Origin of the sequence: Aliirhizobium wenxiniae, assembly GCF_014201355.1 — a bacterium.
In the GTDB taxonomy this organism is placed as follows: domain Bacteria; phylum Pseudomonadota; class Alphaproteobacteria; order Rhizobiales; family Rhizobiaceae; genus Neorhizobium; species Neorhizobium wenxiniae.
In genome coordinates this window covers 736,896-751,479 of the sequence record NZ_JACHEG010000002.1, presented here as the reverse complement: position 1 = coordinate 751,479, position 14,584 = coordinate 736,896, and the positions used below count along the sequence as shown (strand labels likewise).

The 14,584-nt window shown below is 60.4% G+C and carries 13 protein-coding genes; 5 read left to right on the top strand and 8 right to left on the bottom strand.

Annotated features, from left to right (window positions below):
• Nucleotides 1-189: 189 nt before the first annotated feature.
• Together HNQ72_RS11645 and HNQ72_RS11640 are read left to right on the top strand one after the other, a co-directional pair.
• The gene (locus HNQ72_RS11645) at nucleotides 190-1,995 is read left to right on the top strand and encodes an acyl-CoA dehydrogenase family protein (RefSeq protein WP_183992408.1); all 1,806 of its coding nucleotides are present in this window, start codon (nucleotides 190-192) and stop codon (nucleotides 1,993-1,995) included.
• A 10-nt stretch (nucleotides 1,996-2,005) separates the two neighbouring features.
• Nucleotides 2,006-2,761 (top strand): crotonase/enoyl-CoA hydratase family protein, encoded by a 756-nt coding sequence (locus tag HNQ72_RS11640; RefSeq protein ID WP_183992407.1) that lies wholly within the window; start codon nucleotides 2,006-2,008, stop codon nucleotides 2,759-2,761.
• Between the two features lie 80 nt (nucleotides 2,762-2,841).
• Here the strand turns inward: HNQ72_RS11640 and HNQ72_RS11635 are convergent, their stop codons facing one another.
• The 3 genes from HNQ72_RS11635 to HNQ72_RS11625 all read right to left on the bottom strand — a co-directional run bounded on the left by HNQ72_RS11635 (nucleotide 2,842) and on the right by HNQ72_RS11625 (nucleotide 6,632).
• Nucleotides 2,842-4,446: a peroxidase family protein gene (locus HNQ72_RS11635; RefSeq protein WP_183992406.1), complete on the bottom strand. Its 1,605-nt coding sequence runs from the start codon at nucleotides 4,444-4,446 to the stop codon at nucleotides 2,842-2,844.
• A 189-nt stretch (nucleotides 4,447-4,635) separates the two neighbouring features.
• Complete coding sequence (locus HNQ72_RS11630; protein WP_183992405.1) at nucleotides 4,636-5,880, bottom strand: class I SAM-dependent RNA methyltransferase; 1,245 nt, start codon at nucleotides 5,878-5,880, stop codon at nucleotides 4,636-4,638.
• Complete coding sequence (locus HNQ72_RS11625; protein ID WP_183992404.1) at nucleotides 5,877-6,632, bottom strand: TlyA family RNA methyltransferase; 756 nt, start codon at nucleotides 6,630-6,632, stop codon at nucleotides 5,877-5,879. The genes HNQ72_RS11630 and HNQ72_RS11625 overlap by 4 nt, the downstream gene beginning before the upstream one ends.
• A 255-nt stretch (nucleotides 6,633-6,887) precedes the next feature.
• Between HNQ72_RS11625 and HNQ72_RS11620 the strand changes: the two genes are divergently transcribed.
• From HNQ72_RS11620 to HNQ72_RS11610, 3 genes are all read left to right on the top strand, one after another.
• Nucleotides 6,888-7,997 carry an OpgC family protein gene (locus HNQ72_RS11620; RefSeq protein WP_183992403.1) on the top strand — a complete coding sequence of 370 codons (1,110 nt, stop codon included), beginning with the start codon at nucleotides 6,888-6,890 and terminating at the stop codon, nucleotides 7,995-7,997.
• 166 nt (nucleotides 7,998-8,163) lie between these two features.
• A complete protein-coding gene (locus HNQ72_RS11615; protein WP_183992402.1) occupies nucleotides 8,164-8,742 on the top strand; it encodes a cytochrome b in 579 nt (192 codons plus the stop codon).
• 30 nt (nucleotides 8,743-8,772) lie between these two features.
• The gene (locus HNQ72_RS11610) at nucleotides 8,773-9,360 is read left to right on the top strand and encodes a YceI family protein (RefSeq protein WP_183992401.1); all 588 of its coding nucleotides are present in this window, start codon (nucleotides 8,773-8,775) and stop codon (nucleotides 9,358-9,360) included.
• Between the two features lie 8 nt (nucleotides 9,361-9,368).
• Here the strand turns inward: HNQ72_RS11610 and dxs are convergent, their stop codons facing one another.
• The 5 genes from dxs to HNQ72_RS11585 form a co-directional block, all read right to left on the bottom strand.
• On the bottom strand, nucleotides 9,369-11,288 hold the full coding sequence (gene dxs, locus HNQ72_RS11605; protein ID WP_183992400.1) for a 1-deoxy-D-xylulose-5-phosphate synthase: 1,920 nt from the start codon (nucleotides 11,286-11,288) through the stop codon (nucleotides 9,369-9,371).
• Nucleotides 11,289-11,417: 129 nt separating this feature from the next.
• Entirely contained in the window at nucleotides 11,418-12,341 is a 924-nt protein-coding gene (locus HNQ72_RS11600; protein ID WP_183992399.1) for a pirin family protein, read from the bottom strand.
• A 128-nt stretch (nucleotides 12,342-12,469) separates the two neighbouring features.
• On the bottom strand, nucleotides 12,470-13,246 hold the full coding sequence (locus HNQ72_RS11595) for an AAA family ATPase (RefSeq protein WP_183992398.1): 777 nt from the start codon (nucleotides 13,244-13,246) through the stop codon (nucleotides 12,470-12,472).
• A 90-nt stretch (nucleotides 13,247-13,336) separates the two neighbouring features.
• On the bottom strand, nucleotides 13,337-13,591 hold the full coding sequence (locus HNQ72_RS11590) for an exodeoxyribonuclease VII small subunit (protein ID WP_183992397.1): 255 nt from the start codon (nucleotides 13,589-13,591) through the stop codon (nucleotides 13,337-13,339).
• A 5-nt stretch (nucleotides 13,592-13,596) separates the two neighbouring features.
• Nucleotides 13,597-14,529, bottom strand: coding sequence for a histone deacetylase family protein (locus HNQ72_RS11585; RefSeq protein ID WP_183992396.1), 933 nt, complete (start codon nucleotides 14,527-14,529; stop codon nucleotides 13,597-13,599).
• Nucleotides 14,530-14,584: the final 55 nt, after the last annotated feature.

Sequence of the window (14,584 nt, the reverse complement as noted above, 5' to 3'; positions counted from 1 at the left end):
CGTTCTAGATCAAACTCGCGAAGGAATCTTTAGCGCGTGGCCTCGTCCCGCCTTTATCATTTTTCTTTCCCCTCATGCGCGACTGCTTCATGATGGAACAACCTGCCGATTGACAATCTCCTTTACGTTTACGTAAAAGGAATTACTTGTCTGGAGAGGCAAGGCTGCACGGCTGATGAGGAGGATCATATGTACAGCGCCCCGGTGGAGGAAATTGCCTTCACGTTGAACCATGTTGCCGGTCTTTCCGCTGCCCTTGAGGAGGGGTGCTTCGGCGACCTCAGCGGTGATCTGGTGGCGGCGATCCTTGAAGAGGCCGGACGCTTCGCCTCGAGCGAGATCGCGTCGCTGGGCGAGAAGGGCGATCGTGAAGGCGCGAAACTCGAAGACGGCGAGGTGACGACGCCGAAGGGCTGGCCGGATCTTTACCGCCGCTGGCGCGAGGGCGGCTGGAACGGCCTGACCGCGCCTGAAGCCTATGGCGGCCAGAACCTGCCGCATATGCTCAACGTCGCGGCGCTGGAAATGTGGAACTCGGCCTCCATGGCCTTCGCGCTTGCCCCGACACTGACGATGGGCGCGATCGAGGCACTTTCCACCCACGGCTCGGATGAACTGAAAGCGGTTTTTCTCGAAAAGATGGTGTCCGGCGAATGGACCGGCACGATGAACCTCACCGAACCGCATGCCGGTTCCGATCTCGGGGTGCTGAAAACCCGCGCCGAGCCACGCGACGATGGCACCTACCGCATCTTCGGCCAGAAGATCTTCATCACCTGGGGCGAACATGACGCCGCCGACAACATCATCCATCTGGTTCTTGCCCGTTTAGCCGATGCGCCGGCCGGCACGCGCGGCATCTCGCTGTTTCTGGTGCCGAAATTCCTGGTGAACGAGGATGGTTCGCTGGGTGAGCGCAACGACGTTCTCTGCCACTCGATCGAGCACAAGCTCGGCATTCATGGCTCGCCCACCTGCACGATGATCTTCGGCGACGGCCGCTTCGGCGAGGAATGGGGTGCAGTCGGTTATCTCGTCGGTGAGGAAAACAAGGGCCTCGCCTGCATGTTTACGATGATGAACAATGCGCGCCTCGCCGTCGGCATTCAGGGCGTCGCGATTGCCGAAGCCGCCACCCAGAAGGCCATCGCCTTCGCCAAGGAACGCACGCAGGGCAAGGCGCCCGGCTGGTCGGGAGACGGTAAAAACGGCGGCCAGAACAGCGGGATGAACCCGATCATCGAGCATCCGGATGTCGCCCAGATGCTCCTGACCATGAAGGCGCTGACGCAAGGCGCGCGGGCGATTTGTTATGCCTGCGCCCATGCGACCGACATGTCCCATCATCATGAGGGTGAAGAGGCCAAACATTGGGCGGAGCGTGCGGCGCTGCTGACCCCGATCGCGAAGTCCTTCTCCACCGATATCGGCGTCGATGTCGCATCGCTCGGCATTCAGGTCCATGGCGGCATGGGCTTCATCGAGGAGACCGGTGCCGCGCGCTATCTTCGCGATGCCCGTATCGCCCCGATCTATGAAGGCACTAACGGCATTCAGGCGATCGATCTCGTTACCCGCAAGCTGCCGCTTTCCGGCGGCGATCAGGTTAAGGGGTTTCTCGCCGAGCTGAAACAGGTGGCCGATGAGGTCTCCGCCCGCAACGATCCCGACTTCGGCGAAACCGGTGACCGGCTCCGGGCCGCTATCGCCGCTCTGGAGGCGGCGACCGCGTGGTTGCTGGTAGCTCAGGCGGATGGCCGCACGACCGATGCGCTTTCGGGCGCAACACCCTATCAGCGCTTGTTTGGCCTCGTTCTGACCGGCGTTTATCTCGCCAGGGGCGGGCTGGTCGCAGCCGATAATGGCGAGGGGAGCGGGCGTTTCAGCCTCTGCCGTTTCATGGCGGAAAACCTTCTGGCCGAAACCTCCGCGCTCAAGGACCGCGTCATGGCAGGTTCCGCCAGCCTTGCCGCCGCCCGCAGCCTGCTGGATTGAGGAAGACATCTTGACTGAACATATCATCGTCGAGCGTACCGATGCCTATCCGGGCGTCCTAGTCATCCGCTTCAACCGGCCGGAAAAGAAGAATGCCATCACCGCCGCCATGTATCAGCGCATGACGGCGGCGCTCGAAGAGGCGAATGCCGATGACGAAGTGAAGGCCGTGGTGTTTCTCGGCACCGAAGGCTGCTTTTCCGCTGGCAACGACATGGGCGATTTTGTCGGTTACGCCATGTCGGGCACCACGGAGCCACCCGCTGGAGCCGTGTTCATCAAGGCGCTGGCGCAGGCTGAAAAGCCGCTCGTTTCGGGTGTCGATGGCCTGGCGATTGGCATCGGCACGACGCTCAATCTTCATTGCGACCTGACGGTCGCTTCCGGCCGCAGCCTGTTCAAGACACCCTTCGTTGATCTTGCGCTTGTTCCCGAAGCCGCATCAAGCCTGCTTGCGCCGAGGATCATCGGCCATCAACGGGCGTTTGCGCTTCTGGTGGCCGGTGAGGGTTTCTCGGCCGAGGCGGCACTTGAGGCAGGGCTGATCTGGAAGGTCGTCGGTCCGAACGAGGTGGAGATGGAGGCGCTGGCAATCGGTGCCGAACTGGCCAAAAAACCGCCCCAGGCTCTGCAGATCGCCCGTAATCTCGTCCGCGGTCCACGCGATGAGGTTCTCGCCCGGATTGACGAGGAACTCGTTCATTTCTCCGCGCGGCTGAAAAGCGCCGAGGCACGCGCGGCCTTCGAGGCTTTCCTTCAGCGTTGACAATAAGTCAGCCTGCCGATGCGACTGTGACGTCGGCACCGGCAGGCCTCGCCTGCGGGCGGGCAGGCAATTTCGACTTTTTATGGTTGCGGTTCCAATGCCTGCTCCAGGGCGGTGCCGACCGGGTTGATATCGCCGACGAAGCGGATCAGATCCGCCATGGTAAAATGCCCGGCCTTCGCGCTTGGCAGTTCCGGCTTCCAGTCGGACTGTTGCCAGAGGAAAGAGTCATGGTCGCCATGCACCATGCCGAGGAAGGTTTCGGCAACGATGGTCGAGGCCATCGGGCCGAGGCGTTCGCCCTTGTGGTAATGCTCCGCTTCTTTCAGCGCATAATACCAGAGCGGCGTTTCCTCATGCAGCCCGTGTTTTTTGGCGGCCTTGCCGTCCGGTCCGGTCGCAACCTGCGCCGGTTTCAGCGGCGTGATACCCATCGCCCGACAGACCGCCTGGCCGGACGGAAGCCCGATCTGCACACCGCGTCTGAGATTGCGGAAGGCGAGGTTGAACTCCCGCACCAGCTGCGGCGGTGCTTCGGGTATCAGTCCCGGCAGCGTATGCAGTGCCGGTGTCAGCAGCGGATCGATACGACGGCTGTGGTTGAGTGCGAAGTTCCCGCCGGCGGGTGTGCCGAGATCGAAATAGCGCCGCCAGTCGATCACCCAGTTGGAGGGAAGCGTGTTCTGCGCGGCGGGCGGCGGGGCAGGGGGCACCGGTGCCAGTTCGCCGGTGATCGATCCTGATTTTCCGGTGAAGAAGAACAGCAGCCCCAGCGTACCGTTAGCGATGGAATCCGCCGTCGGGTTGAACACCTGGTTATGACTGTAGGTCTGCCGCACCATCGAATGCCCGAGCCGGTAACAGGCCGCCGCAAATTCCGCCGGCATATAGGGCCGCTGCTTGAAGCGGTAGAAACGCCGTCCCTGATGTTTGATCTTCTGAATCAGGCCCGGTTCGGTCAGCCGTTCGACGAAATCGAACAGCACGATCCACTGGTAGTGCCAGGTGACGATCCGCCTTGTTTCCTTAAACAGCGCGTCGTCGCTGAGACCGGGTTTTTCCGCCACCACCTTGTCGAACACCTTGTTGTGGAACTTCAGCATCAGAAGATGCATCTGCGCCACCAGCAGGTTCTCGTCATTGCGCTCGTCGAAGATCAGCGCATGGCCGACCTGATTGCGTGGCAGGTCGTTGGGCAGTGTCGGAATGCTGCGGCCGTTCTGGTCGGGTGATTGCGCCGCATGCCCTATCAGCATCTTGCCGATGATCTTCGGCTTGGCGCGATCGCGCTGGTAGAGATAGGGATGGATGCCCGGTCCGTCGCCATAAAGCGAATCGAGATCGAGTGCCGGCGTGCGGAAATTCACCGTCGCCAGCGGATCGGCCTTCTGCTGGTCGAGCGGTGTCGTGTCGAGCGTAATGTCGTGGTCGATGAACTGGCCGAGATAGGTATATCCGGCCGGGATGTTCATGTTGTCGCCCGCGGGATCCGGATTGCCCGCAGCATCGAGCCTGTCCAGCATAGCTGCCGCCAGTTCAGCCAGCGCGTCGTCGCTGGCTGAAAGCGGCAGAAGATTTGGAAACATCACCCCGAATTTGCCGGGATCGCCTATACCGTCGAAGGAATGCAGCGTCTCCGGTTTCATGCCGCGCACGCCATGCCCATGCATCGCTACGTCTGTCATGATTTCCCCTCCCGTCGCAGCAAAGCAAGTCATTTGCTTCAACAGGCTGCGAGGCGGCGAAATATGCTCTCGTCCTAATGTTCGGTAAATCGGAGGGAATTCAAAAGTGCCGAAAGCAATACTGGAACGTGTATCTTCGCGGCACTTCAGAATAAGCCTGCCCCGAACTGGGGCGAGATTTGCGTCAGATTAACGCGAAAGCAGCGCCACGGCTTCCACATGCGGCGACCAGAGAAACTGGTCGATCGGCGTCACCGACTTGATGCGATAGCCCGCATCGATGAGAATTTTGAGGTCTCGCGCAAGTGTCGCAGGGTTGCAGGAAACGGCCACGACCGTCTTGATGCCGGAGCGGACAAGCTCCTTCACCTGAACTTCGGCGCCGGCGCGCGGCGGGTCGAAGACGGCCGCATCATAGACCTTCAGCTCCTGCGCCATCATCGGACGGCGGAAGAGATCGCGCTTTTCCACCGTGACCGGTTTCAGCCCCTGCGTATTGCGCGCCGCAAGGTCGAGTGCCTTGAGCGGCTTGTCCTCGCCCTCGACCGCATGAACCTTCGCCTTGCGGGCGATCCTGAGCGAAAACGTGCCGGAGCCGGCAAACAGGTCGATCACCCGCTTGGCCTTGCCGAGATGGCTCATCACCAGTTCCGCCATCGCCTCTTCTGCAGGCTTGGTCGCCTGAGTGAATGCGCCGGGCGGCGGCGAGACGTTGACGCCACCGAAATCGATAATCGGCTTCGTCGGTTCCAAAATGATCTCGTCATTGACGGAAACCCGCGCGATCCCCTTCAGCGAAAGGACAGCTTCGGTCACCGCACGGCGCTGTTTGTCATCGAGCTTCTTCAACCCGTCGGCCGAGAGATCAAGCCCGGACAACGTCTCAAGCACGGTCAGGCGGAATGTCTCGGATCCTTGGGCAAGCGATGCGGCCACGGTGCGGATCGCGGGAAGCCTCGCCACGATGCCGGGCGAGGTGATGGGACATTCCTCGATCGACACGATATGGTTGGTCTCGGCGCGGTTGAAGCCGAGCAGCAGTTCCTTCTCGGTGCGGCGCACGGAAAATACGGCGCGGCGTCGTTCGCCGGGATGACAGGCAATGGTCTCGCCGACGTCCGGTGTCAGCCCGCGCGCCTTCAGCGCATCGATGACCAGTTCACGCTTGAAAGCGTTATAGGCCGGTGCCGCCAGATGCTGCAGCGAACAGCCGCCGCAATTGTCCCGGTCGGGATTGAAATGCCGACAGATTGGCTCGATCCGGTCGGGCGACGGGTTGGAGGTCGACATGACAGTGCCGTAATCGCCATTGCGGGCGATCGCCAGCGTTTCGCCGGGCAACGCGTAAGGCACATAGACCGGCCCGAACTCGCTTTCGGCGACGCCATGTCCCTGTGCGCCCAGCCGCTCGATCGTGACGGTAACCGTGCTCATGATGGCTTCCTTCCGCCAAGCAGGAATTCGATATTGCCATCGCCGCCGGCAATCGGCGAGGGGATCATCCCGAGACTTTCCCACGCCATCTCTTCGACAAGCCAGCGTTCAAGCTCCGCCGCCACATCCGGCGCGGTCTCCGGCTGTTTCAGCATGCCGCCCTTGCCGACATTCTCGCGGCCCGCCTCGAATTGCGGCTTCACCAGCAGCACGCAATGGCTGCCCGGTTCCGCCATTTCCAGTGCCGGAGGCAAAGCCAGCTTCAGCGAAATGAACGAGACATCCGAGACGATGAAATCGACCGGCTCGTCGTCGATATCGTCCACCGTCATCTCGCGGGCATTGAGGCCCTCGATATTGGTGACGCGTTCGTCATCGCGCAGCCGCTCATGCATCTGGTCATGGCCGACATCCACGGCGATGACATGCGCCGCACCGCGCTCCAGGAGAACCTGGGTAAAGCCGCCCGTCGAGGCCCCGACATCGAGACAGGTCAGGCCTTCCGGGTCGAGACCGAAATGGTCGAGTGCTGCAATCAGTTTCAGCGCCGCGCGCGACACATAGGTGCTTGCCGGATCATCGACGACGATCTCGGCTTCCGCCGAAACGGACTGCGCCGGCTTCGTCACCACCTTGCCATCCACCTTCACGGTGCCGCGCGCAATCGCATCGCGTGCCCGCGAGCGGCTGTCGAAAAGATTGAGCGTGACCAGCAGCTGGTCGAGGCGGACGGATGATGAATGTTGGGTCATGCGGCTCTCTTGGCGGTTTCCTTGGCGCAAGGCAAGCAATTCCAGCAAAAGTGGCAACCGGTCTTGCGTCTGGAATTGCGTAAACGCCAAACAGACAAGCAATGGCGACTTTCCGTTGAAACCGGCGGGAATTCCCGAAATCGGGCAGAAGTTGAAAATCGCTAAAATAATAGGAAGCGCATAAAGCGGCGGGTAGCGATTTTTCGATAAGAACGGCTGCACGGCATTCATGACGAATTTGTCGTGGAGACACGCATGGGAATTCAACGCGAAGTCAGGATCGATCTGTTACGCGGCATTACGCTGCTGCTGATCTTTATCGGCCACGCCGAATTCACCTTCTCTGCCACCTTCCAGCACTCGCGTGGCTTTGCCGATGCATCCGAGCTCTTCGTGCTTCTCGCGGGTATGTCCTCGGCGCTTGCCTATTATCGACCGAATGGTGATCTCTCCCTGAAACGGCCCTGGGACCGTGCATGGCGTATCTATCTCGCGCACTTGCTGCTGTTTCTCGTCATGGGAGCACTTGCCGCTTGGCTCGCGATCATTCTGCCGCCCACCGAGGCCGCCAGAGACATGGCAGGTTTCCTTGCCGAACCGGGCATTCGCGGCATGCAGGCCATGCTGCTCACCTATATGCCGGGCAATCTCGACATACTGCCCATGTATGTCGCGCTTATGCTCTGGGCACCCTTCATCTTTCTGCTCCACGATCGTCGCCCGGGCGTTCTTTTTGTGATCTCGGCAATGCTCTGGCTGATTGCCGGTCTGGGCCATGTCAACCTCGTGAACCACGCGCTCGATACGGGCCATTGGTTCTTCGATCCTCTGTCGTGGCAGGTAGTGTTCACCATCGGGATTATGCTTGGCATACGCATCAAGAACGGTCTTGATCCTATGCCCTATAACCGGGTTGTTTTCGCACTTGCTGCCGCCTTCGCCGTTATCGCCATCCCGGTCAATCTCGCCGTCTTCCGGGAATGGGTCACGCCGCCATTTCCGGGTTTCTACAAGGAGCTGGTTTCCAAGACGAATGCCGGCCCGCTGCGTGTCGTCGATGCGCTCGCCATTCTCTATCTGGCCTGGAATATCGACTTGGTGAAAAGAGCGGCGGACTGGCCTTTGCTGAAGCCCGTCGCCATGATCGGCCGCCACAGCCTGCCCGTCTTTTCGGTCGGGATTTTCCTCTCTGCCGTCGCAAGCGTCTACATGGATCTCAATGCGCGGGCATCCATCGTCGCTCAGATGGCGATCCTTGTTGCCGGCTGCGCAATCCAGTTGGTCCTCGGCTGGCAACTCGAAAGGCGGCGCAAGCGGCACGTTTCATCGGGTAGTCTTGGGATCGGGAGCATCAATCCGGCTTGACCGGGCGAGATCCCGATTGGATTTGCGACAGGCTGAGAGTTTCGCGTGTGAAGGAATGGCGAAAGCGCTCCGGGGCCGCCATTCAGCATATGTTGAAAGCCCGTGACGCTTTTTGAGTTGAAGCAGGTTTCATGCGGGTGCAATGTTTTTCGATCAGGCAGCCGGAATGCCAGCGATGCGTCGTTATGCGGATGCTTTCGAACGATACAACTTTCTGACGATCACGCTGCATTGGCTGATCGCCCTGCTTATCCTCGGATTGATCGTGCTGGGCTTCATCATGACGCGCAGCTCCATCGACCCGGCCCTGCAGTTTTCGCTTTTCCAGTGGCACAAGTCGTTCGGCATGCTGGTCTTGCTCCTGTCGCTGATACGCTTGGCCCATTCGTTTTTCTACGTTCGGGCAAAGCCTGTCGGGGGCATGAGCGTGGCGGAACATCTGGCGGCGAGAGCAATGCATCATCTGTTGCTGCTGCTGGCCGTGATCGTGCCGTTTGCGGGCTGGATGATCGCCTCGGTCTCGACGCTGGAAATCCCGACATTTGCCTTTGATCTCTTCGTCATCCCGCATTTGCCGGTCGAAAAATCCGATGCCGCGGAAGCATGGTGGACGACGGCACATGCAGTACTCGCCTATTTTGTCCTGGCACTGGTGGCGCTGCATGCCGGCGCGGCACTCTACCACCATTATGCAAGGCGTGATGCCGTTCTGATCCGCATGCTCGGCATTCGCCGCTATCGATGAGACAGGGATTCGTCAGGGAGGTGACGCGTCATGATCAGAGGAACAGCAATCCTAGTCGCAATCATTATCTGTTCGCCATATTCCCAGTCCGTTCAGGCCGCGACGGGTATACCAAGCCTGACGGACGCGGCGGGGCGTTACACCATCACCAACGCCTCCGATATTCGGTTCCATGTTGATCAGGTTGGCGGCGGCGGCATCAAAGGGAGTTTTGGAAGCTTCTCCGGCAACTTCAACCTCAAGGCCGGCGACCTCGACCATTCCATGGTGAATTTCGAACTGAAACCGCAAAGCGTCAGCACCGGCCAGACACGCGTCGATGCATTTCTGCGCTCAAGTGCCGTGTTCGATAGCGACAACTACGAGAAGATTACCTTTCGCTCCAACCGTATCGAACAGACCGGCCCGGATAGGGCGCATGTCACTGGCACGCTGACTGCCAAGGGACATAGCGCTCCGGAAAGTTTCGATGTCAGGTTGACGTCGTGGAACGGCAGGACGATTGGCTTCACGGTCCGCGGCCAAATACTCCGGTCGCATTACGCCATGGATGTCGGCACACCTATCTATTCCAATCTCGTGCAATTCGACATGGTGGTTGAAGGTCAGCGAAACTGAGGCGTCGCTTAGCCCGCCGCACCCACGTCGATCACGGTCTTGCCGAGCGCGCCGAAGACCGTCCTGACGATGCCGGCGCGGTCGAGACCGGCCTTGGCATACATCACGTCCGGGCTTGCCTGTTCCATCCAGATATCCGGCAGGACCATCGAGCGGACCTTCAGGCCATGATCGAGCAAGCCCTCGGAGCTCATGAACTGCAGAACATGGCTGCCGAAACCGCCGACAGCGCCTTCCTCGATGGTGATCAGCACCTCGTGGTGGCGGGCAAGCTGGCGGATCAGGTCATGATCGAGCGGCTTGGCGAAACGCGCATCGGCAACCGTCGTCGAAAGACCGGCGGCTTCGAGATCTTCCGCCGCAAGCAGACAGTCCCTCAACCGCGTGCCGAAGGAGAGAAGCGCCACCTTGGAGCCTTCCTTGACGATACGGCCCTTGCCGATCTCAAGGATTTCGCCGCGCTCCGGCAGTTCGACGCCGACGCCTTCGCCGCGCGGATAACGGAACGAAATCGGGCCGTCGTCATAGGCAACGGCGGTGCGCACCATATGCTTCAGTTCCGCCTCGTCGGCGGCAGCCATCACCACCATGTTCGGCAGCGTGGCAAGGAATGTCGTGTCGAACGAACCCGCATGGGTCGGCCCATCGGCACCAACGAAACCGGCGCGGTCGATGGGGAAACGCACGGGAAGTCCCTGGATCGCCACGTCATGCACGACCTGGTCGTAACCGCGCTGCAGGAAGGTGGAGTAGATGGCGCAGAAAGGTTTGAAGCCCTCGGTCGCAAGACCTGCCGCAAACGTCACCGCATGCTGCTCGGCAATGCCGACATCGAAGGTGCGCGACGGATAGGCTTTCAGCATCTTGCCGAGACCGGTGCCATCCGGCATGGCGGCCGTGATGCCGACGATCTTGTCGTCGAAACCGGCTTCCTGCACCAGGGCGTCACCGAAGACGCTCGTATAGGAAGGGGCGTTCGGCTTGGCTTTCGCCTGCGCACCGGTGATGACATCGAACTTGTTGACGCCGTGATACTTGTCGGCGGCTGCTTCCGCCGGCGGATAACCCTTGCCCTTCTGGGTGACGACATGGATCAGCACCGGGCCATGAGCATTGTCGCGCACATTGCGCAAGACCGGCAGAAGGTGGTCGAAGGAATGACCGTCGATCGGGCCGATATGGTAGAAGCCGAGTTCCTCGAACATCGTGCCGCCGGTCACGTAACCGCGGGCATGTTCGACGGCGCGAGTGATGGCGCGGTCGATGGAGGCACCGAGATAGCCGGTCAGCTTCTTGCCCATTTCGCGCACGCCCATATAGGCGCGGCCCGATGCCAGACGCGCCAGATAGGCGCTCATCGCACCGGTCGGCGGGGCAATCGACATGTCGTTGTCGTTGAGGATGACGATCAGCCGTGCGTCCAGCGCACCGGCATTGTTGAGCGCTTCGAACGCCATGCCGGCCGACATCGAGCCGTCGCCGATAACCGAGATGACGTTGCGCTTCTTGCCGGCAAGCTCCGCGCCGACGGCCATGCCGAGACCGGCCGAAATCGAGGTGGACGAATGTGCGGCACCGAAGGGGTCGTATTCGCTTTCCGCCCGGCGGGTAAAGCCGGAAAGACCGTCTTCCTGGCGCAGCGTGCGGATGCGATCGCGGCGGCCCGTCAGGATCTTGTGCGGATAACACTGGTGGCCGACATCGAAGATCAGCCGGTCGTCAGGCGTGTTGAAAACCTTGTGGATGGCGATCGTCAGTTCGACGACACCAAGCCCTGCTCCCAGGTGACCACCCGTCTTGGAGACCGCATCGATCATCTCGTCGCGCACTTCACGGGCAAGCCTGGGCAGGTCGCGGTCATCGACTTTTTTCAGATCTGCGGGGAGCTTGACGGTGTCGAGCAGCGGCGTCGCGGGCAGGGAAGTCACGGAAGCTGGCTTTCTCTTCTTGTTTTCTTGGAAGGCGTTTCGTTTCAGAAGATGAGCAGAAAACGGCTTTTTTCAAGTTTTACGCACAACCGGTTCTAATCGATTTTAGCTGGCGGGCAAGCGGAAAGCCTATGGCGACGGCAAAGGAACGAACTCTTCCTCGTCGCCCGGAACGATGTCGAAACGGCCTGTTCTCCACTCTTCCTTGGCTTTTTCGATCCGTTCCTTCGAAGACGACACGAAGTTCCACCAGATATAACGTTTCGAGTTGAGTGCTGCTCCACCGAACAGCATGACATGACAGCCGAGCGGTCCGGCCTTAAGCGTGATCTCGTCGCCGGCACGAAACACCAGCAGCTGGTCGGCTGCGAACCGGTCGCCCGCGATCTCCAGTTCACCGGCAAGGATATAAAGCGCGCGTTCCTCATGACCGGCGCCGAAGGGGAAGCTCTTGCCCGGCTCGAGCCGCAGATCGACATAAAGCGTGTCGGTAAAGGTCGAAACCGGCGAGGAAAGTCCCTCGAATGCGCCGATCACCACGCGTCCGTGCGCGCCGTCCCATTCGATTTCAGGCATCACCTCCCGGCCGGTATGGGCAAAGGCCGGGTCTATTTCTTCCCTGTTGTCCGGAAGCGCCAGCCAGGTCTGCAGCCCGGACATCGAAAGCGGGTGTCCGCGCAGGTTCTCCGGCGTCCGTTCCGAATGCACGATGCCGCGTCCCGCCGTCATCAGGTTGATGTCGCCGGGCTTGATCACGAGTTCGGTGCCCAGGCTGTCGCGATGCTTGATCTCGCCGTCGAACAGATAGGTGACGGTCGACAACCCGATATGCGGATGCGGCTTTACATCCAGCGCCTCGTCGGGCTTGAGGATCGCCGGCCCCATGCGGTCGAAGAAGATGAACGGCCCGACCAGCCGCCGCTGCCGGCTGGGCAACGCGCGCCTCACCGAAAATCCGCCGATATCGGAAGACCGCGGGATGATCAGGTTCTCGATCGCATCACAGGCAAAGGCATCGCCGGGGGCGGGGTCTGTTCCGGGGAAAAAGGACATCCAGCAATCTCCGTCTTTCGGTTCATCCTAGCGCGTTCGCCCCAGGGTGGACAACCGCGGGGTTACAGGGGTGGGCAGCTGTTCCGCCAACCTCAATATGGGTGTGGATCTTGCGAATACAGGTCCATCTACTCATCGCCTTCGGATGGCGGAAACATTTCTGCGACGAAAGTTTCCGGATCGGAGGTAAACTCCTTCATCAGCGCAAAATGGTCCGTCTCGCGGAAGTCTGTTTCCGCCAACCCGTCCTTCGTCATGCGCAGAAGCCGTGCGCCGGGATAGGCCATGATCAGCGGCGAATGGGTGGCGATGATGAACTGCGCTTCACCGGCATGTTCCGCCTCACGCAATATCCTCATCAGCTCGATCTGGCGTCTGGGAGAAAGTGCCGATTCCGGTTCGTCGAGGATGAAGATGCCGCGTCGCCGGCAGCGTTCGTGGAAGAAACGCAGGAACCCTTCGCCATGGGAATAGGAAAGAAAGTCCGGCCCCATCTCGTTGCTCTCTCTGGCGGCCTGATCGAGATAACGGGCGACGGAGAAGAACGTCTCTGCCTTGAAGAACCACCCTGCAGAAACTTTCGGCAGCCATCCGCCGATTAGGCATTTGGACAAGATGCCGCCGGGCGTTTCGATCGCCATCGAGTGATCGACGGGGCGATAACCACTGCCGCCGCCGGCATCATCGAATCCGGCAAGCACGGCAATGCCCTCCAGAAGGGTAGATTTGCCGATGCCGTTTTCCCCCACGATGATCGTGATCGGGTGGTCGAACCTAAGGGAGAAATCCCCGTCCCGCAAAAGCGGCAGGGAATAGGGATAGGACTCGAAATCCGTCCATGTGCTTTTGATGGAAATGCTGCGCAGGTAAGGCGGCTTGGCCCGGATTTTCGGTTTCTTGCTCATGGCATCCTGTATTGCGGCATCTGGTATCGGAGGCACGCATGCAGTCATACGGCGGAGCGTCTCCCGACGTACCCGCCTGAGCGCTGAGCCTTATTCCCCGTCGAGCGCCTCGACGCCCTGCACCTTGCCGGCGCGGTCGAGGCGGATCTTTTCGATCCGGTTTTCGGCCGCATTGAGCAGCTTCTCGCAATGTTTCTTCAGCGCTTCGCCGCGCTCATAGATAGCGATGGACTCATCGAGCGCCACGTCGCCGCGCTCCAGTCGCGCGACGATGCTTTCGAGTTCGGCGACTGCCTTTTCGAAGGAATAGCCGCTTACATCGATCGTATCGGTGGTTTCGGTCATGTCCTTCATCCTCTCATCAGTCTCACGATATGCATGCCGGCGGATTCTGCCAGTCCTTCCAGATCATAACCACCCTCAAGCAGGCTGACGACCCGGTTATTGGCGTATTTCCCAGCAATTTCCATCAGCCGCCCGGTCGCCCAGTCGAAATCGTCGCCGACAAGGTTGATCTGCGCCAGCGGATCGCGGTGATGCGCGTCGAAACCGGCCGAGATGATGATGAAATCCGGCCGGAAGTCGTGAAGCCGTGGCAACACGCGATCCTTGAACGCATCGCGGAAATGATCGCTGCCGTCATTGGGTGAAAGCGGTGCATTGACGACGGTGTTCTTCGCACCCGTCTCGTTTTTTGCGCCTGTGCCGGGATAAAGCGGCATCTGGTGAGTGGAGCAGAACAGCACCGACGGATCGTCCCAGAATATGTCCTGCGTGCCGTTGCCATGATGCACGTCCCAGTCGACGATCGCGACACGCTCGACACCATAGGTCTGCTGGGCATGGCGTGCGGCGATCGCCGCATTGTTGAACAGGCAGAAGCCCATGGCCTTGGTCTTTTCGGCATGGTGACCGGGTGGCCGTGCTGCAACGAACGCATTGTCGACCGCACCTGTCATCACATCGTCGACCGCCGCCATCGCACCGCCGATCCCGGTCAGGGCCGCCTGCAGGCTCTTCGGCCCGACATAGGTATCCGCCTCGACCTGATGGATCGTGTCCTCTTCCGGAATTTCGCGCATCACGGCGCGAAGATGTTCTTCCGGATGCGCAAGCAGGACCGCATCCTCGTTGGCCTGCGGCGCTTCCTTGCGTGCCAGATCGGAAAAATTCTTATGCTGGAGCGCGATCGCCAGCGAGCGCAGCCGATCGGGCCGCTCCGGATGGCCCTCTGGTGCTGGATGTTCAAGAAAGATCTGGTGTTCGTAAAGGCGGGTGGTCATGGAACGTGTCCCCGACGGTCTGTTGCCCACGACATGGCGCATCCGTGGCATTTTT